The sequence below is a fragment of the Sphingobium sp. S6 genome (genome assembly GCF_905120495.1).
Lineage (GTDB): Bacteria > Pseudomonadota > Alphaproteobacteria > Sphingomonadales > Sphingomonadaceae > Sphingobium > Sphingobium agri.
The window spans coordinates 1-19,342 of sequence record NZ_CAJHOG010000014.1; the positions used below are offsets into that span (position 1 = coordinate 1).

The 19,342-nt window shown below is 67.2% G+C and carries 22 protein-coding genes; 11 read left to right on the plus strand and 11 right to left on the minus strand.

Annotated features, from left to right (window positions below; genetic code table 11):
• The coding region (locus tag SPHS8_RS18525) for an NAD(P)H-binding protein (protein WP_201516750.1) at positions 1 to 712 on the minus strand (712 nt) is incomplete at its 3' end.
• Between the two features lie 49 nt (positions 713 to 761).
• On the minus strand, positions 762 to 2,069 hold the full coding sequence (locus SPHS8_RS18530; RefSeq protein WP_201531152.1) for a cytochrome P450: 1,308 nt from the start codon (positions 2,067 to 2,069) through the stop codon (positions 762 to 764).
• Between the two features lie 403 nt (positions 2,070 to 2,472).
• Between SPHS8_RS18530 and SPHS8_RS18535 the strand changes: the two genes are divergently transcribed.
• From SPHS8_RS18535 to SPHS8_RS18545, 3 genes are read left to right on the plus strand one after another with little or no spacing between them, the layout of a single operon-like run.
• A complete protein-coding gene (locus SPHS8_RS18535; RefSeq protein WP_007682338.1) occupies positions 2,473 to 2,853 on the plus strand; it encodes a nuclear transport factor 2 family protein in 381 nt (126 codons plus the stop codon).
• Positions 2,854 to 2,855: 2 nt separating this feature from the next.
• On the plus strand, positions 2,856 to 3,968 hold the full coding sequence (locus SPHS8_RS18540) for an S-(hydroxymethyl)glutathione dehydrogenase/class III alcohol dehydrogenase (RefSeq protein WP_007682343.1): 1,113 nt from the start codon (positions 2,856 to 2,858) through the stop codon (positions 3,966 to 3,968).
• A gap of 13 nt (positions 3,969 to 3,981) precedes the next feature.
• Complete coding sequence (locus SPHS8_RS18545; RefSeq protein ID WP_007682346.1) at positions 3,982 to 4,368, plus strand: VOC family protein; 387 nt, start codon at positions 3,982 to 3,984, stop codon at positions 4,366 to 4,368.
• 41 nt (positions 4,369 to 4,409) lie between these two features.
• Here the strand turns inward: SPHS8_RS18545 and SPHS8_RS18550 are convergent, their stop codons facing one another.
• The 4 genes from SPHS8_RS18550 to SPHS8_RS18565 all read right to left on the minus strand — a co-directional run bounded on the left by SPHS8_RS18550 (position 4,410) and on the right by SPHS8_RS18565 (position 9,127).
• Positions 4,410 to 5,363: a LysR family transcriptional regulator gene (locus tag SPHS8_RS18550; protein ID WP_007682349.1), complete on the minus strand. Its 954-nt coding sequence runs from the start codon at positions 5,361 to 5,363 to the stop codon at positions 4,410 to 4,412.
• Positions 5,356 to 6,465: an NAD(P)-dependent alcohol dehydrogenase gene (locus SPHS8_RS18555; protein ID WP_007682352.1), complete on the minus strand. Its 1,110-nt coding sequence runs from the start codon at positions 6,463 to 6,465 to the stop codon at positions 5,356 to 5,358. The genes SPHS8_RS18550 and SPHS8_RS18555 overlap by 8 nt, the downstream gene beginning before the upstream one ends.
• Positions 6,466 to 6,560: 95 nt before the next feature.
• Positions 6,561 to 7,976 carry an aldehyde dehydrogenase family protein gene (locus tag SPHS8_RS18560; protein WP_007682355.1) on the minus strand — a complete coding sequence of 472 codons (1,416 nt, stop codon included), beginning with the start codon at positions 7,974 to 7,976 and terminating at the stop codon, positions 6,561 to 6,563.
• Positions 7,977 to 8,191: 215 nt separating this feature from the next.
• On the minus strand, positions 8,192 to 9,127 hold the full coding sequence (locus SPHS8_RS18565; RefSeq protein WP_007682359.1) for an AraC family transcriptional regulator: 936 nt from the start codon (positions 9,125 to 9,127) through the stop codon (positions 8,192 to 8,194).
• A gap of 207 nt (positions 9,128 to 9,334) precedes the next feature.
• Here SPHS8_RS18565 and SPHS8_RS18570 point away from each other — a divergent pair, with 207 nt between their 5' ends.
• A complete protein-coding gene (locus tag SPHS8_RS18570; protein ID WP_148663261.1) occupies positions 9,335 to 9,586 on the plus strand; it encodes a hypothetical protein in 252 nt (83 codons plus the stop codon).
• Here the strand turns inward: SPHS8_RS18570 and SPHS8_RS18575 are convergent.
• Entirely contained in the window at positions 9,573 to 10,601 is a 1,029-nt protein-coding gene (locus tag SPHS8_RS18575; protein WP_007682367.1) for a hypothetical protein, read from the minus strand. The two genes, SPHS8_RS18570 and SPHS8_RS18575, sit on opposite strands and share 14 nt — an antisense overlap.
• The gene (locus tag SPHS8_RS18580) at positions 10,598 to 11,071 is read right to left on the minus strand and encodes a RusA family crossover junction endodeoxyribonuclease (protein WP_007682369.1); all 474 of its coding nucleotides are present in this window, start codon (positions 11,069 to 11,071) and stop codon (positions 10,598 to 10,600) included. The genes SPHS8_RS18575 and SPHS8_RS18580 overlap by 4 nt, the downstream gene beginning before the upstream one ends.
• Before the next feature lie 94 nt (positions 11,072 to 11,165).
• Between SPHS8_RS18580 and SPHS8_RS18585 the strand changes: the two genes are divergently transcribed.
• The 4 genes from SPHS8_RS18585 to SPHS8_RS20685 all read left to right on the plus strand — a co-directional run bounded on the left by SPHS8_RS18585 (position 11,166) and on the right by SPHS8_RS20685 (position 14,075).
• On the plus strand, positions 11,166 to 11,534 hold the full coding sequence (locus SPHS8_RS18585; protein WP_007682371.1) for a hypothetical protein: 369 nt from the start codon (positions 11,166 to 11,168) through the stop codon (positions 11,532 to 11,534).
• A gap of 79 nt (positions 11,535 to 11,613) precedes the next feature.
• Positions 11,614 to 12,498 (plus strand): S1/P1 nuclease, encoded by an 885-nt coding sequence (locus SPHS8_RS18590; RefSeq protein ID WP_039979393.1) that lies wholly within the window; start codon positions 11,614 to 11,616, stop codon positions 12,496 to 12,498.
• A 687-nt stretch (positions 12,499 to 13,185) separates the two neighbouring features.
• The gene (locus SPHS8_RS18595; RefSeq protein ID WP_007682374.1) at positions 13,186 to 13,593 is read left to right on the plus strand and encodes a single-stranded DNA-binding protein; all 408 of its coding nucleotides are present in this window, start codon (positions 13,186 to 13,188) and stop codon (positions 13,591 to 13,593) included.
• Positions 13,594 to 13,787: 194 nt separating this feature from the next.
• Complete coding sequence (locus SPHS8_RS20685) at positions 13,788 to 14,075, plus strand: FAD assembly factor SdhE (protein WP_007682375.1); 288 nt, start codon at positions 13,788 to 13,790, stop codon at positions 14,073 to 14,075.
• Between the two features lie 21 nt (positions 14,076 to 14,096).
• Here the strand turns inward: SPHS8_RS20685 and SPHS8_RS18605 are convergent, their stop codons facing one another.
• The 3 genes from SPHS8_RS18605 to SPHS8_RS18615 all read right to left on the minus strand — a co-directional run bounded on the left by SPHS8_RS18605 (position 14,097) and on the right by SPHS8_RS18615 (position 16,436).
• Complete coding sequence (locus SPHS8_RS18605; protein ID WP_007682376.1) at positions 14,097 to 14,702, minus strand: RES family NAD+ phosphorylase; 606 nt, start codon at positions 14,700 to 14,702, stop codon at positions 14,097 to 14,099.
• Positions 14,703 to 15,449 carry a DUF2384 domain-containing protein gene (locus SPHS8_RS18610; RefSeq protein ID WP_165362034.1) on the minus strand — a complete coding sequence of 249 codons (747 nt, stop codon included), beginning with the start codon at positions 15,447 to 15,449 and terminating at the stop codon, positions 14,703 to 14,705. It abuts the gene before it with no gap.
• Positions 15,450 to 15,560: 111 nt separating this feature from the next.
• Positions 15,561 to 16,436 (minus strand): LysR family transcriptional regulator, encoded by an 876-nt coding sequence (locus tag SPHS8_RS18615; RefSeq protein WP_201516752.1) that lies wholly within the window; start codon positions 16,434 to 16,436, stop codon positions 15,561 to 15,563.
• 300 nt (positions 16,437 to 16,736) lie between these two features.
• Between SPHS8_RS18615 and SPHS8_RS18620 the strand changes: the two genes are divergently transcribed.
• From SPHS8_RS18620 to SPHS8_RS18630, 3 genes are read left to right on the plus strand one after another with little or no spacing between them, the layout of a single operon-like run.
• On the plus strand, positions 16,737 to 17,324 hold the full coding sequence (locus SPHS8_RS18620) for a flavin reductase family protein (protein WP_129965694.1): 588 nt from the start codon (positions 16,737 to 16,739) through the stop codon (positions 17,322 to 17,324).
• Positions 17,321 to 17,719, plus strand: coding sequence for an ester cyclase (locus SPHS8_RS18625; RefSeq protein WP_129965693.1), 399 nt, complete (start codon positions 17,321 to 17,323; stop codon positions 17,717 to 17,719). The genes SPHS8_RS18620 and SPHS8_RS18625 overlap by 4 nt, the downstream gene beginning before the upstream one ends.
• 23 nt (positions 17,720 to 17,742) lie before the next feature.
• Positions 17,743 to 19,338, plus strand: coding sequence for a 4-hydroxyphenylacetate 3-hydroxylase N-terminal domain-containing protein (locus SPHS8_RS18630; RefSeq protein WP_129965692.1), 1,596 nt, complete (start codon positions 17,743 to 17,745; stop codon positions 19,336 to 19,338).
• Positions 19,339 to 19,342: the final 4 nt, after the last annotated feature.

A 19,342-nucleotide genomic window follows, 5' to 3' on the forward strand; every position in this document is an offset into this window, starting at 1 on the left:
CGGCGCAGAGCGACAGCCTACCTCTGACTGCCGCCAATCTTTGCAACAGAGCCCGATATTCGATCGTCCGATAGGTCAGCCGGCTGAGCTCGCGGGCGAGATCGTCGTTGGTCCAGCCGGTGTCGCCGGCAAGCTCATAGACGCGGCCGCGCTCGGCACGGCCCGACAGCGCCGCGATCGCGGCTTCGGCATAATCGCCGCGCGGCGCGGTCGAGACGACACCCGCACCGGCGCTCCCCACGAACCAGCCGCGATGCGCGGCGATCCGCAGCCGGTTGCGGCAATTCTCGCTGTACCAGCCGTTGCGCAGGATGGTGAAGCCGACGCCCGACGCGCGGAGATCGGCTTCGGTCTCGCGATGCTCGGCCGCGATCGCCATCGACAGCGTGTCGGCATGGAGCAGGCTCGTATAGACGATATGCTCGACCCCGGCCTCCTTCGCCGCATCGATGACGGTGCGGTGCTGTGCGGCGCGCTTCCCGATCTCGCTCCCGGAGATGAGCAGCACCTGGTCGGCACCCTCGAAGGCGCGCACCATCGAGGCCCGGTCGTTATAATCGGAGATCAGCAGCCGAACGCCATATTCGGACAGGCGCTCGGCGCGATGGAAGTTGCGAACCGCAAGCCCGATCTCGGACGGCGGCATCCGGAATACGAGCCGCTCGACAACCTGGTGGCCGAGCTCGCCCGACGCGCCGGTGATGACAATCATCCCTCTCTCTCCCCTTTTTCTATCGTCTCTTCGTCCGCGCGCCGGCGGCTCAGCTCGCCATTGCGAGCCTGGCCGCGCCCGCCGGCACATCCCAGGTCACGAACACCTGCTCGGGCCCACGCTGCGATGTGTTCGCCGGGAAGGCATAATGCTGGTCCGGCACGAGCCGGAGGCTCGGCACCCGCCGCGAGAGCTCCTGCAGGATGACCTTGAGCTCGAGCCGCGCGAGATTGTTGCCGAGGCAGGTGTGCGGGCCGGTGCCGAAGGTCAAATTCTTGCGGGCGGCGGGGCGGCGGATATCGAAGCGCTCGGCATCGTCGCCAAAGATCGCCTCGTCGCGATTGGCCGAATTGAGCGCGGCATAGACCAGCGACCCCGCCGGGATGGTGACGCCGGAGAAGGTGAGCTCCTCGACGACGCGCTGGCGCCAGGTCGGCACCCCGGTGCAGTAGCGCAGCACCTCCTCGACCGCGTTGGGGATGAGCGACGGATCGTCGGTGAGCGCCTGCCACTGATCGAGGTGCGAGAGGAGCGCGACCATGCCGTAGGCGGCCGTGTTGGCCGTGGTCTCGTGGCCCGCCATCACCATGTTGAGCGTGAAGCTGTCGAGCCGCTCGCGCGGCCAGCCGTCGGGATCGAGCGTATCGGCATTGCGGCGGACCTCGGAGATCAGGTCGTCGCCCGGCGCGTCGAGCCGCTGCTGGGTGACCCGGTGCGCCCATTGGTAGAATTTGACCATCGCGTTGGCGGTGTCGATCTGCAGCGATTCATCCGGACGACCCCAGACGAAAGTCGCCCAGGGGCCGCGAAAGGCGCGGATCTGCTCGACCTCCTGGTCGGGCAGCCCCATCATGCGCATGATGACCGCCGCCGGGATGTCGTAGAGCACGGTGTCGACGATATCGGCCTCACCGGCGCCTAGCACCGCGTCGAGCCGCATGTTGGTCTGCTCCCGGACGAAATCCTCGAGATATTTGATCCGTGCCGGCGCGAACGGCGCCTGGGTGACCCGGCGGTTGAGCTGGTGCACGGCGCCGTCGACATCGACGAGGCCGGGCACGCGGGGGAAGCCCGCATCGGCGATGATCTTCATCGCCGCCGGGCTCGGCGCGACGTTCAGATGCTGCATCACCGCCGGCCGCGCACTGACCCGTCCCGACGTGTCGGTGAGCAACGCCCGGCAATCCTCGTAGCGGGTCAGCACATAGGCGTTCAGCCCCTCATGAAAGAAGACCGGGCGATCACGACGCGCGTCTGCGAAGAAAGCATGCGGCATGCCTTCGAAGGGATCGAAGTCATGCGCGACCGGGCAGCGCCGCTCGGGCCTCTGTTCGCCGGATGTCGTCTCGCTCGTCATGGTCACCTCTCCAGGTTGATGCTTCATCATGGACTGGCCGAGCCTTCGCTCGACCAGGTGGATGATCTCTCTTGTCGTGAGCTCGTCGGACGGTTCGTGCCGGCCGGTCTTGCGTCTCACCGCATGCCGGCATTAAGGCGAAGCGGGCCGGTTCTGTCGAAATGCGATTTTGCGAACACGTTCGTGTTCCTGCGAGCGGCGTGAAAGCGGGACTGGCTTCTACCAGGCTAACATGTTCAAAGCATGGGCGAATTTCGCGTCGCCATACGGCCGGTTGCGCGGGCTGGCTGGCCACACGCTCCCCGCGCGCGCATTGCGCAGCCCTCACGGACATGGTCCATGACGCTCGCCCGTCCCGATCCGGGTCGGCCTTCTCAACGACCGCCCATAAGGGAGCATCGCCGTGCCCGATCTTCAGGCCAACAAGGATGTCGTTCGTCGCTATTACGAGATGGCGTTCGCCGGCGATCCCGAGCGCGCGGCCGAGACCTATGCCGGCACCCGCTACGTCCAGCACAATCCGCGGGTCGCCGACGACAGGCCGGGCTTCGTCGCCTTCGTGCGCGGCCTGCTCGCGCAGTTCCCGGGCCTGAGTGTCGATATCAAGCGGATGATCGCCGAGGAGGATCTGGTCGTCGTCCACGCCCATGTGCTCAAGGGCACGGCCGATCCCGGCGTGGCGGTGATCGAGATCTTCCGCGTCGAGGACGGCAAGGTGGTCGAGCATTGGGACGTGTCCGAGCCGGTCGCCGCGACCTCGCTCAACGCCAACGGAATGTTCTGACCATGAAGACTCGCGCGGCCGTCGCCTTCGAGGCGAAGAAGCCTCTGGAAATCGTCGAGCTCGATCTGGAAGGGCCGAAGGCAGGCGAGGTGCTGGTCGAGATCATGGCGACCGGCATCTGCCACACCGACGCCTATACGCTCGACGGCTTCGACAGCGAGGGGATCTTCCCGAGCGTGCTGGGTCACGAAGGCGCCGGCATCGTGCGCGAGGTGGGGGCGGGCGTGACCAGCGTGAAGCCCGGCGATCACGTCATCCCGCTCTACACGCCGGAATGCCGCCAGTGTAAGTCGTGCCTCTCGGGCAAGACCAACCTGTGCACCGCGATCCGCGCGACGCAGGGCAAGGGCCTGATGCCCGACGGCACCAGCCGCTTCAGCTACAAGGGCATGTCCGTCTTCCATTATATGGGCTGCTCGACCTTCTCGAACTTCACCGTCCTGCCCGAGATCGCGGTGGCCAAGATCCGCGAGGACGCGCCGTTCCAGACCAGCTGCTACATCGGCTGCGGTGTGACGACGGGCGTCGGCGCGGTGGTGAACACGGCGAAGGTGCAGGTCGGCGACAATGTCGTGGTGTTCGGCCTAGGCGGCATCGGCTTGAACGTGCTGCAGGGCGCGCGCCTCGCCGGGGCGAGCCGGATCATCGGCGTCGACATCAATCCCGATCGCGAGGCATGGGGCCGCCGGTTCGGCATGACCGACTTCCTCAACTCGAAGGGCATGAGCCGCGAGGAGACCGTTGCCAAGGTGGTGGAGCTTACCGACGGCGGCGCGGATTATACCTTCGACTGCACCGGTAACACCGAGGTGATGCGCACAGCCTTGGAGGCCTGCCATCGCGGCTGGGGCACCTCGATCATCATCGGCGTGGCGGAAGCCGGCAAGGAGATCGCAACGCGGCCCTTCCAGCTCGTCACCGGGCGCAACTGGCGCGGCACCGCCTTCGGCGGCGCCAAGGGCCGCACCGACGTGCCTAGGATCGTCGACTGGTATATGAACGGCAAGATCCAGATCGACCCGATGATCACCCACATATTGTCACTGGACGAGATCAACAAAGGCTTCGATCTGATGCACGAGGGGACAAGCATCCGCTCGGTCGTCGTCTATTGAGAGGGAAGAAGCGATGTTCAGCCACGTCATGATCGGCACCGACGACGTCGACGAGGCCAAGATCTTCTACGACGCCGCGCTCGGCGTGCTCGACGTGCCGCCCGGCGTGATCGACGAGAAAGGCCGGCTCGTCTACATGCACAAGGGCGGGCGCTTCCTCATCACCCGCCCGATCAACGGCGCGCCGGCGACCTTCGCGAATGGCGGCACGCTCGGCTTCCACGCCGGCTCGCCCGAGTTGGTCGATGCCTGGCACGCCGCCGGCCTCGCCCATGGCGGCACCGCGATCGAAAGCCCGCCCGGCATCCGCCACGCGACCGAGGGTCGGACCGTCTATCTCGCTTACCTGCGCGATCCCGCCGGCAACAAGGTCTGCGCCTATTTCAAGGTGAGCGGCTGACCGGGCGAGTGGCGGCGCGCCAGAGGCTCGGGCACGTGGGCTCAGGCGCGAACCAGGCTCAACCCGCTGCTTGGCTTGACGGCCCGGCTCGGCTCGCCGCTCGCGCGCAAAAGCTCGCCCATGAAGCGCGCGACGTGGCGCACCTTGGGTGCCGTCCCCGTCTCCGAATTGGTGATCAGCCAGACCTCGCAGCTCGCCGTGCCGCCATCGACGTCGGGAAGACGCACGAGCTGCGGGCTCGCGTCGCCGAGGATGGTCGGCATCAGGCAGATGCCGAGCCCGTCCTCGCACATCTGGCGCAGCACGAGATAGCTGTCGGTGTAGCAGACGACATCGCCCGGCGGCAGCCGTTCGAGCGCCCAGGTGGTCTCGCCAACCAGGAAATCGTGGTCCTGGCGCATGACATGCGCCGAGAGCGCGACGATCTGGTGGCGCTTGCCCGTGAAGCGCGCGAGATACGCGTGGCTCGCATAGACGCCATAGGCCATGTCGGCGACCTTCTGGAGCTTGCCGCGCCCGCGCGTCGGACGCGCCAGCCGGACCGCGATGTCGACCAGCTCGGTCTCGAGGTCGACGAAATAATGTTCGGTGGTGATGTCGAGCTCGAGCGCGGGGAATTCGGCTCTCAGATCGACCAGCTGCGGGGCGATCCAGGTGGCGAGAAAGTCGAGCATCGTCACCCGCACGATTCCCTGCTGCTCCCAGGCCGAATCCGAGAAGACCCGTGCCGATACGTCCATCTGGATCGCGGCGTCGAGATAGGCCTGCATCGCGGGCACCACGGCATAGCGGCCGTCGCGGCGCGTGAAGAGCTGCGCGCCGACATTCTTCTCGAGCGTCTGGATGCGCCGCCGCAGCGTCGAATGATCGACTGACAGCGCCTGCGCAGCGCCCTCGAACGTGCCCGCCCGCTGGAGCGCCAGAAAGGCGCGGATGAGGTCCCAGTTGGTCACCCGATCCCAGCCCGGGCGTTCGGCGCGCGCGCCCTCATCCATCCTGCTCCTCGAGCAGCAGCACCGGCTTCAGCGTCGTGCCGGCTTTCGAATCGCTGGCCGCCTCGTTGATCTGCGCCAGCGGATAGAATTGCAGCAGCTTCTCGAACGGGAACCGGCCCTGGCGCCACAGCTCAATCAGCCGCGGGATGAAGACCTTGGGCACGCTGTTGCCCTCGATCGCGCCGGCGAGCGTCTTGCCGAGGAACAGGCTGTTGATCGGCAGCCGAAGCTCGGCATCGGGCGCGCCGACGCCGACCATGATGCACGTCCCGAGCGGATAGAGGCTTTCGACCGCTTCGGCGACGACGCTCGGGATGCCGGTCGTGTCGATCGCATAATGGACGCCGCCGCCCAGCGCCCGGATCTGGTCGAGCGCCGGGCGCTCGGCGCAGTGGACGGCGTGCGTCGCGCCCAGTTCCAGCGCGAGATCGAGCCGCGACTGATGGACATCGACCGCGATGATCCGCGTGCATCCGGCGACGCGTGCCGCCATCACCGCCGACAGACCGACCGCGCCCGAGCCGAACACCGCGATTGCGCTGCCGGGCTCGGCGCGCAGCACGTTCATGACCGTGCCCGCCCCCGTCTGGATACCGCAGCCGAGTGGGCCCAGCAGCCGCAGGTCGATATCCTTCGCGACCTTCACCGCGTTGCGCTGGTGCGCGAGCGCGTAGGTGGCGAAGCTCGACTGGCCGAAAAAGGCACCCGCCACCGGTGCGCCGTGCGCGTGGACGGGCGAAGTCCCGTCGGCGCGGCGGCCCGAGAAATTGAGCTGCATGAAGTGATGGCAGTAGGTCGGCTTGCCCTGGAGGCAATTGGGGCAGCTCCCGCAATGATGGCAGGTGAGCACGACATGATCACCGGGCTCGAACTCGGTGACCTGGTCGCCGACCCGCTCGACGATGCCCGATCCCTCATGCCCGAGCACGCACGGAAAGGGCGTCGGCAGATGCCGATCGCGGACCGCGAGATCGGTGTGGCAGAGCCCGCAGGCGACGATCCGCACCAGGATCTCGTCGCCTCGCGGCTCCTCGATGGCGATCGGGTCGATCGTCCAATCGCCGCCGGGTTCGGCCAGCAAGGCTGCAACGGCATCGATCATCTCTCACGCCTTTCTGCTCTTCGCATCGTGGTTCGCGCCGGTCCCGTGCGGGGGTTGGGCGGCGCCCGGGCGGATCGTCGCGTCTTCGCGCGCGATCAGGCCGCCCGGATCAGCGCTTTCGATTCCATGAACTCGCCGAACGCGGCCAATCCCCATTCGCGCCCGTTGCCCGACATCTTGGTGCCGCCGAACGGCGCCAGCGGATCCTCGCCGGCGCCGTTGAGGAAGATCATGCCGGCGTCGAGCCGGGCGCCGACCTCGGCCGCCTTGTCGTCGCTCGCCGACTGGACGAAGGCGGCGAGGCCATAAGGCGTGTCGTTGGCGATGCGGACCGCCTCGTCGAGATCGTCATAGCCGATCACGCAGAGCACGGGTCCGAAGATCTCCTCGCGCGCGATCCGCATGTCGTTGGTCACGTCGACGAAAACCGTCGGCTTCACATAATAGCCTTTGGACAGACCGTTGGGGCGGCCGCCGCCGCCGGCAAGCAGGGTCGCGCCTTCCTTCTGTCCGGCGTCGATATAGGATTGGATGCGCTCCCACTGGGTGCGCGAGACGACCGGACCCATATAGGCGTCGCCATGGGGGTCGCCGACCGTGATCCCCTGCAGGATGTGGGCGATGACCCCCTTGGCCTCCTCCATCCGCGATCTTGGCACCAGCATGCGCGTCGGCGCGTGGCAGCTCTGGCCGCTGTTCAGCATCAGCCGGTAGAGATTGCCCCCGATCGCGGCGCCGAGATCGGCGTCGTCGAGGATGATGTTGGGCGACTTGCCGCCCAATTCCTGGTGGACGCGCTTGACCGTATCGGCGGCGCGCTTGGCGACGTCGATCCCGGCGCGCGTCGAGCCGGTGAACGACACCATGTCGACGTTCGCGTGCTCGGCCAGCATCGCGCCGACCGTGCCGTCGCCGTCGACGAGATTGTAGACGCCCTTGGGGACGCCCGCATCGTCGAGGATCTGGGCAATGACATGGGCGGTGAAGGGCGTCAGTTCGGACGGCTTGTGCACCATCGTGTTGCCCGTCGCGAGGGCCGGCGCGATCTTGCACATGATCTGGTTGATCGGCCAGTTCCACGGCGTGATCAGCGCGACGACCCCGATCGGCTCGTGACGCACCATCGTCCGGTCCGACTGCCGCGTTTCGAACGGATAGTCGCGCAGCAGCTCGATCGTGGTCTGGAGATGCATGAGCCCGGTCGCCGACTGGGTCTCGAAGGCGAACTTGGCCGGCGCGCCCAGTTCCTCGACCAAAGCGTCGGCAAGCTCCTGGCGGCGCGCGACATAGGCGCCGAGCACACGGCCAAGGAGATCGATCCGCTCCTCGCGCGAGGTCCGCGAGAAGGTCAGGAAGGCGCGCCGGGCCGCTGCGACCGCATCGTCGACATCGGCCTTGCTCGCCACCCCGATGCTGCCGATAACCGCCTCGGTCGCGGGATTGACGACGTCGATGTGGCGCTCGCCGGTCGGCGTCCGCCACTGTCCGTCGACATAGATCTTCTGTGCCATATCCTGCTCCTCGGCGCGCGCTCGGGGTCTTCGCCCCAACTGTCCGTCTCGAGCAGGATGAAACAGATTTTGGCCGGCCCATGCTTGCGTGCAAGCGCAAGAGGTGTTCGCCGCGCGCAAAACTTTCGCGCATTTTTGCGTGGCCGCGCCGCAGATATGCGAGCTTTTCGAAAAGTCGCCCGGGCGACGGTGGCGGCGTGAGCGTCGGGCCGATCCTATTCGGTCAGCTGCGTGCGATAGGCGCTGGGCGATGCGCCGAATTTCGCGCGGAAGGCGCGGCTGAACTGCGAGCTCGACGAGAAGCCGTTGGCGAGCGCGATCGCAGTCAGGTTGCGCGCGCCGCCCGCCGCCTCGATCTGCTGCCGGCATTGCTCGAGCCGCAGATCCTGGATGAACTGCCGCGGCGTCATGCGGTGACGGCTGAATTCCAGATAGAGCAATCGCGACGAGATGCCGATCTCGCGGGCGAGGTCGGCTGGTCCGAACTCGCCATTGGCGAGATTGTCGAGGATCGCCTCGCGCGCCTGGCGCAGGCGATAGGGGAGATGCGACGGGCTGTTGCTGGCGAGCTCCTCGTGAAGCGCGGCCGCGTTGAAGAAGGAGCGCACGACGTCGCGCACGCCGAGCGCATCGAACGCCGGTTGCGAGCGCGCGCCAAGGATCGCGCGCAAGGCGGCCGCTGCCGCGTGGAGCGCGCTGTTCGACGGAATGACCGATCCGAACTGGCGCTCGACAAGGCGGGTCCAGCTGCCGAACGCCTCGCGATGGAAGGTCAGCGACAACATGCTGTAATTGGGCGACGTCTCGAGCTCATAGCCGCGTCCGGGCAGCAGGATGATCGCATCGCCCGGACGCACTAGCGCCTCGAGCTCGGGACCGGCCAGCCGGCTCGTTCCTTCGATCTGCCAGAGCAATTTCACGTCGTCATTGGCGCTGGCGCCGGGCGTCGGCACCGCCGACAGGAGGCCTGCCGAGGTGGCGCGCAGCGACACCAGCCGATGATGGCCCACCCGGCGCGCCATCATGCTTTGCGGCGCAGGCCCCGCCGACCGGCGCAGTCGATAATTGGGAAAGGCGTCGCGGAAGAGGTCGACAAAGGGCACGGCCGGGCTGCCGGCTATGATGTCCTGCGATGCGCGAGCCACCTGCATCCCTGCGACCCTCCGTCCAGGCGGAATGATAGCAGGAACGTCGTCGCCCTCAAGAAGCATAGATGTGCGTGCCGGAATGCTTTGTCCCGGACTGCGAAGAGACCAATCTGGGCCTTTCGTTCACCTGCCAGCTTGCTTGATCCGTTTATTGGTCGCGCGATCCCGCTCCCGTGTTGGTGAGGAGGCCCTATGCGTGGATGGACGATCATGATCGCGCTCGCCGCCATGCCGACGATCGCGTACGCGCAAGCAACCGTCGCGCCGGGCGCGACGCCAGCGGCATCCGCGCCCCAGCCTGGTCTCTATGGCCCGCCCGCCCCGGTCGCGCCGCCGTCGGCGGCTCCCGCCGCGCGCACGGCGTCATCGACCCCCGACCAGGCGGCCCCGGCGCAGCACCACAGGGGCCATCGGCGCGGCGGCGCCTATCTCGGCGCGGACGGCGGCATCACGCCGCACTAGGCGCGTTGTTCGCGCGCTCGAGCAGCTCGGTCATGAGATCGTCCGGCAGGAGCGGCTCGCGACCCAGCGCGATCAGGAAATTGACGACCTCTCGCGGCAATTCGCTGCTCGATTGCATGAGATACATCATCATCGTCGCCGCCTGCAGTTCCTCGCGCCGGCCGCCCGAGCTCCGCTCCTCGACCGCCTTCAGCACCCGGCTGAACAGGTCGCCGGTTTCCTCGGGCATCTCCGCGTCGGCGACGCCGTATCGCTCGGCCGCCCAGTCGAGCAGGCGCTGGACCTGCGGCTCGAGGTCGAGCAGCCGCCGCGGCTCGACATCGCCGCCCTCGAACGCCGCCAGCAGCGCGCGGTGCAGCGGCGCATAATTGGCCGGCAGCATCAGCAGCACCTTCTGGTCGAACAGATCCTTCTGGATCGTCCGAAGGTCGGCGGTCTTGAGCTCGCGCCGTTCGCGCCCGGGATGGATCGTGCCCGCGATCCGGACCCAATGCGCCCAAAGCCGCGCGACGACGAGCCCACGCGAGAGATCGTCGCGCCCGGATGCGGTGATGAGCAGGCGCCGGGCGTCGCGGATGCGCGCTTCCATCGTCTCCTTGCCGCTGAAGCCGCGCTTGAGCTGGCGCGCCGCCGCCTGGTCGGCCGAGACATCGAAGAAGCGGATCTCGAAGGCGATGTCGGGCCGCTCGGCGATGGCCTGCGAGATTGCCCCGAAGCGGTGGACCGCCTCCTCCTCGTCGGTGAAGCGCGGGCGCCGCCGGCCGCGCTGGTCCGGCGTCTCGCGCGTCCGGTTGGCGATCTCGATCACCACCATCCCGGGTCGGTCGGGCCCGGGCCGGTCGGGATCGGCCTCGCCGCGATCCTTGCGCTTGCCCACCAGGTCGAGACGCATCCCGTCCGAGCCGACCAGCGGCGCCGCAAACCCGAGCTCGCCGAGCGTCATGTCGGTCACCGGCTCGTAACCCGCGGCCAGAAGCTCGGCCTTCATCGCCTCGAGCTGCGTCGCCTCGTTCATCGTGTCACCGAGCGGCCATGGACCGGTGCGTCGCCGACCGACACGAAGACCGATGCCTGGTTCGCCAGCGCGGCATATGCTGCGGCGAACTCATGGGGCCGCAGCCTGCGCCCATCGATCCTGGTGCGATAGTCGATCTTGGTCCGCTGGCTGACCACGCGTTCGACGTCGCGATCGTCGTGAAGCACGCGATGCGCCTGCTTCGCCCCCGTGCCGGCCTTGCCGTCGAGGCCGTCGAGGATCGCCTTCAGGATGTTGTCGACGTCCTTCCTCGCATCGAGATGCTGATAGTAACGGATTGCGACCGAGCAGGGGCTCGCGAGGAACACGCCGGTCCATCCGACCCCGCGCACGCTCTCGGCGTGCACGTCGCGCCGCCAGTCGCGATAGGCGGCCGTCCCATAGCGATTGACCGAGACCGGGGAACCAGGGACGAAGAATTCATGGGGGAGCGAGCGCGGCGTCGTCATGGCGAGATCTCTGCCTCGCCGTCACGCATTCGCCAAGCCCGATGCCTATATCGCCCGTTTTGCGATCGCGATCCGGCCTTGCAGGAGAAGCACGATGAAATGGTGGCGCTGCGAACTCATCGACCAGACCGAGGCGGTCAAGCTCACGCTCGACGTGCTGCTCGACGCGAGCGACCATGTCGTCGCGCCTTTTCGTTATTATGGCGAGTGGGAGAGCCTCGACAGCGCCGAAACCTATCCGCTCGTCTTCCTGCGCGACGGCCATGCGGTCGACCTCGGCGAGGGTTGGAAGCCCGATCGCTACAATCATATGGAGCTGCACGGCGCGCGCCTGCTCGCGGGCGACGAGATCCTCTATTATGACAGCCCGACCCCAAAGGGTGAGCCCTGGGTCTTCATCGTGCGCGAGACGATCGACCTGGTCGAGCGTGCGCGACGCGCCGCGACGAGCGGCGGTGCCTGATCCGATCGCACGCCCGCTCCGCCTCGCGCGGTCCGCCGGCCGGCTTGCGCGCCATCGGCGGACGGCGAATAGCCAGGCGATGCGCACACTGCTTCTCGCCGGCCTCCTCGTTGTGGGTCTGATCCCCGCGCCCGCCTTCGCCTGGGGCGACAAGGGCCATGAGATCATCGCCACGATCGCGCGCGACCGGATCGCGCCCGCCACCCGCGCCTGGGTCGATGCGATCCTCGCCACCGACACCGACACGCTGACCGCGCCCGACATGGTCTCGCGCGCGACCTGGGCGGACAAATGGCGCGATTCGGGGCATCGCGAGACGGCGAGCTGGCATTTCGTCGACCAGGAGCTCGGCGCGCCCTCGCTCGACAGCGCCTGCTTCGGCCATCCCGCACCCGCCGTCCCGGCGAGCGCCGGACCGGCGCAGGATTGCGTCGTCGACCGGATCGACGCCTTCGCGCGCGAGCTCTCCGACCCCGCGACGGCGCCCGCCGAGCGCCTCCTCGCGCTCAAATATATCCTCCATTTCGTCGGCGACGTGCACCAACCGCTCCACGCGTCCGACCATCAGGATCGCGGCGGCAATTGCGTCCATGTGGGGTTGGGCGACCAGCGCACGACCAACCTCCACAGCTTCTGGGACACGGCCGTGCTCGCCCCGCTGGGGTCGGATCCCGCAGCGATCGCGCACCGCCTCGAGGGCTCGATCACGAGCGCGGACGCGCACAGCTGGGCCTCGGGCAGTGCGTCGTCCTGGGCGGTCGAGAGCTATGGCGAGGCCAAGGCGCATGCCTATACGATCGGCTCGCCCGCCGGCTGCGCCGGCGACCAGGCGCCGATCGCGCTCTCGTCCGCCTATCAGGCGCAGGCGCTCGCCATCGCCGAGCGCCAGATCGAACGCGCCGGCGTCAGGCTCGCCTGGTTGCTCGACACCGCGGCGGCGAAGGCCGGCGCAGGCCGATCCTGACCCGTCCCGGAGCGAGGTCGAGGCCCGGCGGCGGCGCCGCGCCAGGGCCGGGTATCGGCTCGGGCGTGCATGCCGTCGGGTGCGCGTGCTGGCGGCGGCCTGCTTCGGGGCGCGGCTGCGCTGCGAGGCGCTTGCGATGAGCCGGCGACGCTCACCCCGAGACCGGACGACACGATCCTGCCGGTCCATGGCGAGCGGACGACGGCCGGGTGCGGACCGGGCCTCGCGACAGCGCGCGCGGCGACGCGAGGCCGTGGCGAGCAGAACGGAGCCTCTTTTGCCTCAGGCGGCGGCTTCCCCCGATCGGACACGTCCCGAGGCCGGGCTGGTGCGAGGGGAGAGCAGGCTGCGGAGATGGCTGGCCGCCTGGTGGCGGTTCCTGGTTCGGGCTTGGTGACACGCAACGAAGCGAGGCGGTCGAGACACGTTCGCATGCGGTTCCCGGCAGGACATCCGGCGGGAGGTCCCCTCCCCTCTCTGTGCTGAACGACCTAAGTCGGCCGTCCGTCGCCTCCAACCCGCCCGCTGTTCGGGCCGAGTTGCCGTGTTTCACGGCTGCCCGCACCACCCCTCCATCAGGGGGTTTCCCGTCGCGGTGCCCGCTCCGGTGGAAGCGCCATCCTGGCCGCCTTTGACGGTGTTCAGTCGAGGGGACGGTCCCCCCGGCGAACATCAAGGAACCTCGAAATGCAGAACCTCGTCATCCTCGCCGGCAATGTCGGCACCGCGCCCGAGACCCGCAGCACCCAGGGCACCACCAAGATCACCTCCTTCTCGCTCGCCACCTCGCGTCCCAAGCGCGACAGCGAGGGCAAGGTCCTCAAGGACGGCGAAGGCCGCCGCCAGGAAGACACCGAGTGGCACCGGATCATCTGCTTCAACGGCCTCGGCAAGGTCGTCGCCGACAATGTCGAGAAGGGCCAGAAGGTCATGGTCACCGGTCGCATTCACTATACGCGCTGGACCGACAAGGACGGGATCGAGCGCTACGGGGCCGAGATCATCGCCGAGGACGTGAAGTTCCTCACCTACGGCAAGTCCCGCCAGCAGCAGGGCGGCCAGCGCGGCGAGCCCGAGGACGACATCCCCTATTGATCGCCCGACAGCTCAAGGCCCGGCGGCGCACGCCGCCGGGCCTCTCGGCTCTGGTCCGACGGGTCGGGTCGGACGACCCCAAGCGACCTCGAATTCACAACTATTGGTTTGAGGCGCGCGCGAGCCGCACCTACGCCTCGCTGGCGTCACCCGGATCGCCACTCCAGGCGAACGGCCTTCGCGAGGCGAACGCCATGGATCAGGATCAACGGCTGAAGCGTCTCGAGTTTCGCGCCTGGCATCGCGGCACGCGCGAGGCCGATTATCTGATGGGCGGCTTTTTCGACGCGCATGCGCCACGCTGGGGCGAGGCGGAGATCGCCTGGTTCGAGCGGCTGCTCGAGGAGGATGACGTCGACATCATGGCCTGGGCGATGGACATGCAGCCCGTGCCGCAAGCCTTCGATGGCCCGCTCATGCAGGCGATGCAGGTGCTCGATTATGTGCCGCTGCCGGGTTCGCCCGAATCCCGCAAGCATTGAGCTGCGCGTCCGGCGACGCCCTCAAACCAAAGCCACCTTGAGATCGTCGAGCACGCGCGCGAGCCCGCGCGCGCGCAGCAGCGGCAATGTCGCCCGGGCGGCGAGCACCGGCACCGCGCGATCATAGACCGCGACATTGACCTCGCCGTTCAGCCGCGAGGGATAGAGGATCCCGTCGACATGGGCCGGATGGTCGTGGATCGCGACCGACCAGGCGCGCGCGAGCGTCTGCGTCGCGCCGCGCGCGACATCGCTCGGAATGCCCATGCGGACCGGCCCGTCGCCGGTCAGGTCGATCAGCGTCAGCGCGCGCGTCGGCGCGACGAACGCGACGTTGCGGGCGTCCAACTCGGTCTCGGCGATCGGATAGTCGCCGACCAGCCCGTTGCGCTCGTCGCGCAGGATCGCCTCTAAGAAACTCACCTTGAGCGAGGAGCCGAGATAGACGAGCCCGAAGCGGTTGGCGGCGATCCGCCGGCGCGGGTCGCTGAACCGGCTCGGCGTCTTGCCGAAGCCGAGCGGGTCAGGATGGTGCGCGAAATAGATGCGGGTGTGGACCGTGCCCGCCGCCACGCTCGCCGTATCGAGCGCGACGCCGGCGAAGGCGGCCGTGGGCTTCAGCGACATTCAGGCGAACGTCCCCTCCGCCACGGCTTCGGCCACCGCGACCGTCTCGGCGCCGAGGCCGGACGCGAGCGCCTCGCTTGCGCTCAGGCCGTCGAGCTCGGGATGATGCTGGACGAGGAAGCGGTAGACCGCCCAGGCGTCACGGCCAAAGATCGCGAACAATTGGGGGATCTCGGCGAACGGCTTGCCGTCGGCGCCGATCTGCCAGACCGGATAGCGATAGCCGCGCGTCGCCCCCTGCAGCGCCAGCACCTGCTGTGCCTGGCGCCACTCATTGACCGTTCCGCGGGTCGCATCGACATGGCGCGCGAACGCCTCGCCGGTCAGCATGTCCTGTCCGGCCAGGATCTCGGCGACCCGATGGCGCCCGCGCGCGCGCGCTGACTCGAGCGCCTCGCCGAGCGCGGCCTCCTCGGCGGCGTCGATCTCGAACTCGTCGCCTTGTGTGTCCGGCGCCTCGGGCGCCGCGACGATCCGCGGCGCGCCATTGGGCTTGACCTCGACGATGAACTGGAGCGGCGTCCGCGCGCTGCGGCTCCGCACCGTCGCCGCGCGCAACGCGTCGAGCACCACCGCCACCGAGTTGGTCGACAAAGCGAGCGCGCGCCCGATCTCGCGGGTCTCGGCAGGCGGCGTCCCGGCCTGCTCGCTGACCGTCAGCCACTCGCCGGTGCGCGCGTCGCGCATCGCGTACCGCGTCGTCCTCGCGCCGTCGCGCGCCTTCGCCTTGATCGCTACGTCCTTCATGGCTCCGATATGGGCGGTTTCGTGCATTTCGTCAAGTTCGTCCGATTGGTACGATCTCGCATGTCTTCGTAGCAGGGGTGCGCCTCCCTGTCCCGGATCAGCGTTCCCGGATCAGTCGAGCTTCTGCGCCACCGTCAGCAGCCGCTCGCGCAGCCAGCGATGCGCGGGGTCGGTGGTGTTGCGCGGATGCCAGTACATCATCTCCTCGAGCGGACGCAGCTGATAGGGCAGTTCGCGGATCGAGATCTCCTCAAGCCCCGACAGGCGCTTGGTCGCGCGTTCGAGGACGAGGCTGATCAGGCTGGTGCCCTGGATCAGGAAAGGCGCGAGCAGAAAGCTTTCGACCGTCACCTCGATGCGCCGCGCGATTCCCATCTCGGCGAGTTCCATGTCAGCGGTGTTGAGCTGGCGCTCGGCGCCGATCGAATAGATGAGGTGGGGAAGTGCGAGGAACTGCGTCTTGTTCATCCGCTTGCCGCCGCCGACATGCCGGTCGACCGCGCACAGCCAGCGGTCGCTGAACAGATGCTGCGAGGGATAATCCTCCTCGGGGAAGAGCGCCTTGGGCTCGATCACCAGGTCGGCCTTGGCCATGCGCAGCGCGCCCGCCGGATCGCTGGTCCGGGGCAGCAGGTGGATGGTGACGTTGGGCGCCTCGGTCGAGATCGCGCGCACGAAAGGCGCGAGCAGGATCAGGATCGCATAGTCCGACGCCGAGATCGAGAAGGTGCGCGCGTCGGTCCGCGGATCGAACGGCTGCTCGTGCGAGAGCGCGCCCTCGATCGCCGCCATCGCTTCGCGCAACGGCGGGATCAGCGCCTCGCCCTTCGCGGTCAGCTCCATCTTGCGGCCAACCGGTGTCAACAAGGGATCGTCGAACAGGTTCCGCAGCCGCGCAAGCGCCGCACTCGTCGCCGACTGGGTCAGACCCAGTCGCTCGCCCGCCCGACTGACATTCTGCTCGGCCAGGAGCGCGTCGAGAATCACCAGCAAGTTCAAGTCGACCGAACGCAGATTCATCGCTGAAAACCCCTGATCTTGCAGTGCAACATTTTGACTTTCCGTGTCTTCAGCGTGTCAGAAACGGCGGATTCCGGCGCTTTCGAGGTACAAATGCCATAAATAGATACGATGCTGTTTATCGATTAGACGCATCCTTTGGCAAATAATAAGTTTGGATCACGAAAGTAAGAAGAGGCGCCGAGTAAGCGAAAGGCCTCTGCCAGTACACTTTCGCACCCGGCGCAGTTGTCCCGAAGAAAACGGGACGAGCGAGAGGATAGTGTCATGACGAGCATGAGCTCGGCGCACACCCGTGCGCCGCGGGTGATCCCGCTTAACCTGAATGTCACCGAGGATGGCGACGCCTTCCGGGCGGCGATGCGCAAGGTCACGGCCGGCGTCGCGGTCATCACCACCCACCATGACGACCAGCCCTGGGGCATGACCGTCAGCTCCTTCACCGCGGTCAGCATGGAGCCGCCGACCCTGCTGGTCTGCGTCAACCGCAAGACCGCGACGGCGCGCGACATCGAGCGCGACCATGTCTTCGGCGTCAACCTGCTGAGCCAGGCCCAGCAGACCGTCTCGCAGCTCTGCGCCAACCCCGGCGAGTGCAAGTTCCTCCACGACCATGTGGTGGCGCCCGACGATCTGCCCGTCGCGATGAAGGCGCCGGTGCTCTCGAACTCGCTCGCCTCGTTCGACTGCGCGGTCACCAAGATGTTCTCGGTCGGCACCCATTTCGTGGTGATCGCCCGCGTCGTCGCGGTGATGACGTCCGACGCGATCGAGCCGCTGCTCTACGGCCAAGGCAAATATCTCCACGGCGTCGCGATCGACGAGCTCGCCGCGCTCCGGGCCGCCCGGGCATGAGCGAGCAGATCGCAGACGCGTTCTACGACGCGTACAACGCCCATGACACGGTCACCGTGCAGGGGCTCTACGCCGCCGACGCCGTCCATGAGGACATCGCGTTTGGCCATCCCAAGACCGGCGCCGAGGCGATCGCGTCCGGCCTCGGCCAGTTCTTCGTCTGGTTCCCGGACGCGCACTGGGAGATTGACGACCAGGTCATCTCGGACACGCTGATCGCCACCACCTATTTGCTCACCGGCTCGCTGCAGGCGGACATGGGCAAGACGCCGGGCAAAGGCCAGGCGATTTCACTTCGCGGTGTTCACATTCTCAAGATCGCCAACGGCAAGATCGTGAGCAGCGAAGACTACTGGGACGCTGATACCTTCAAGCGTCAGATCAACAATCACTAAAGGCACCAAGAGGAGAACGGATCGTGCGTACAGGACAAGAATATCTCGAATCGCTGCGCGATGGCCGCACGGTCTATGTCGGCGGTGAGCTGATCGAGGACGTCACCGCCCACCCGATGACGAAGGGCTATGCCAACGCCATCGCCGAATATTACGATCTCCATCTCAAGCCCGAGAATGAAGAGATCTGCACCTTCATCGACGACAGCGGCAAGCGCCAGTCCATGCACTGGTTCCTGCCGAAGTCGAAGGAAGACGTGATCAAGCGTCGCAAGTACACCGAATTCCTCTGCCGGCACTTCAAGGGCGGCATCTTCACGCGTCCGCCGGCCGGCATGAACGTCGTCATGCTCGCCCAGGTCGACGACCAGGATCCCTGGACCGAGGGTTCGAAGTTCAAGACCGTGAAGCCGAACCTCAAGGGCAACATCCAGCGCCAGTGGGAAGAGGTGACCTCGAAGGACGACGCGATCTCGCCGATGTTCCTCGACGTCCAGTATGATCGCGGTCGCGAGGACGCGATGGCCGAGACGCCGATGCTGAGCGTCATCGAGGAGCGCGAGGACGGCATCGTCGTGCGCGGCTGGAAGGCGATCGGCACGTCGGTCCCCTTCGTCAACCACCTGCTCATCGGCAACCTGTGGCGCCCGGGCCAGACGCCCGAGCAGACCGTCTACGCGCTTGTTCCGATCGCGACCAAGGGTGTCGTCATCGTCGCCCGCAAGTCGCGCGCCGAGCCGGACGCGGATCCCTATGATCGGCCCCTCGCGACGATCGGCGACGAGCTCGACTCGATGGCCTATTTCGACGACGTGTTCATCCCGTGGTCGCAGGTCCAGCATGTCGGCAACCCCGAGCATGCCAAATGGTACCCGCAGCGCCAGTTCGACTGGGTCCACCTCGAGACCCAGATCCGTCACTGCGTCCATGCCGAACTGATGGTCGGTCTCGGCCTGCTGCTCACCCAGTCGCTCGGCACCGCGTCGAACCCGATCGTGCAGTCGCAGCTCGCCCAGCTCATCCGCTTCCGCGAGACCTGCCGCGCCTTCATGATCGCCGCCGAGGAAACCGGCTTCGCGACGCCGGGTGGCCTGTTCAAGCCGAACAACATCTATATCGACTTCGGCCGCGCCCACTATCTCGAGCATCAGCACGACATGGTGAACCTGCTGATCGACTTCTGCGGTCGCTCGGCGGTCATCCAGCCGACCAAGCGCGAGCTCGACGATCCGTACATCGGTCCGAAGCTGCAGGAGGCGCTGCGCGGCGCCGAGATCAGCGCCTATGACCGCATCAAGATCTTCCGCCAGATCTCCGAGCGCTTCCTCACCGAGTGGGGCCTGCGTCACGAGATGTTCGAGAAGTTCAACGGCACGCCGCTCTATCTCGTCAACCTGCTGACCATGCAGCGCACCGAGTATCAGGTCGACGGTCCGCTGACCGAGCTCGCCCGCGAGGTGCTCGGCTTCGGCGACACCAAGGAGCTGGGCAAGCGCGCCAAGGAAGCCGAGCTCAAGTCGAACTATGCGAGCGTCCGCTACCAGCCCGATTATGCCCGGGCCCAGGACGTCCGCGACGGCTATATCGGCGACGACAAGCAGCCGGTCGCTGCCGAGTGACGGA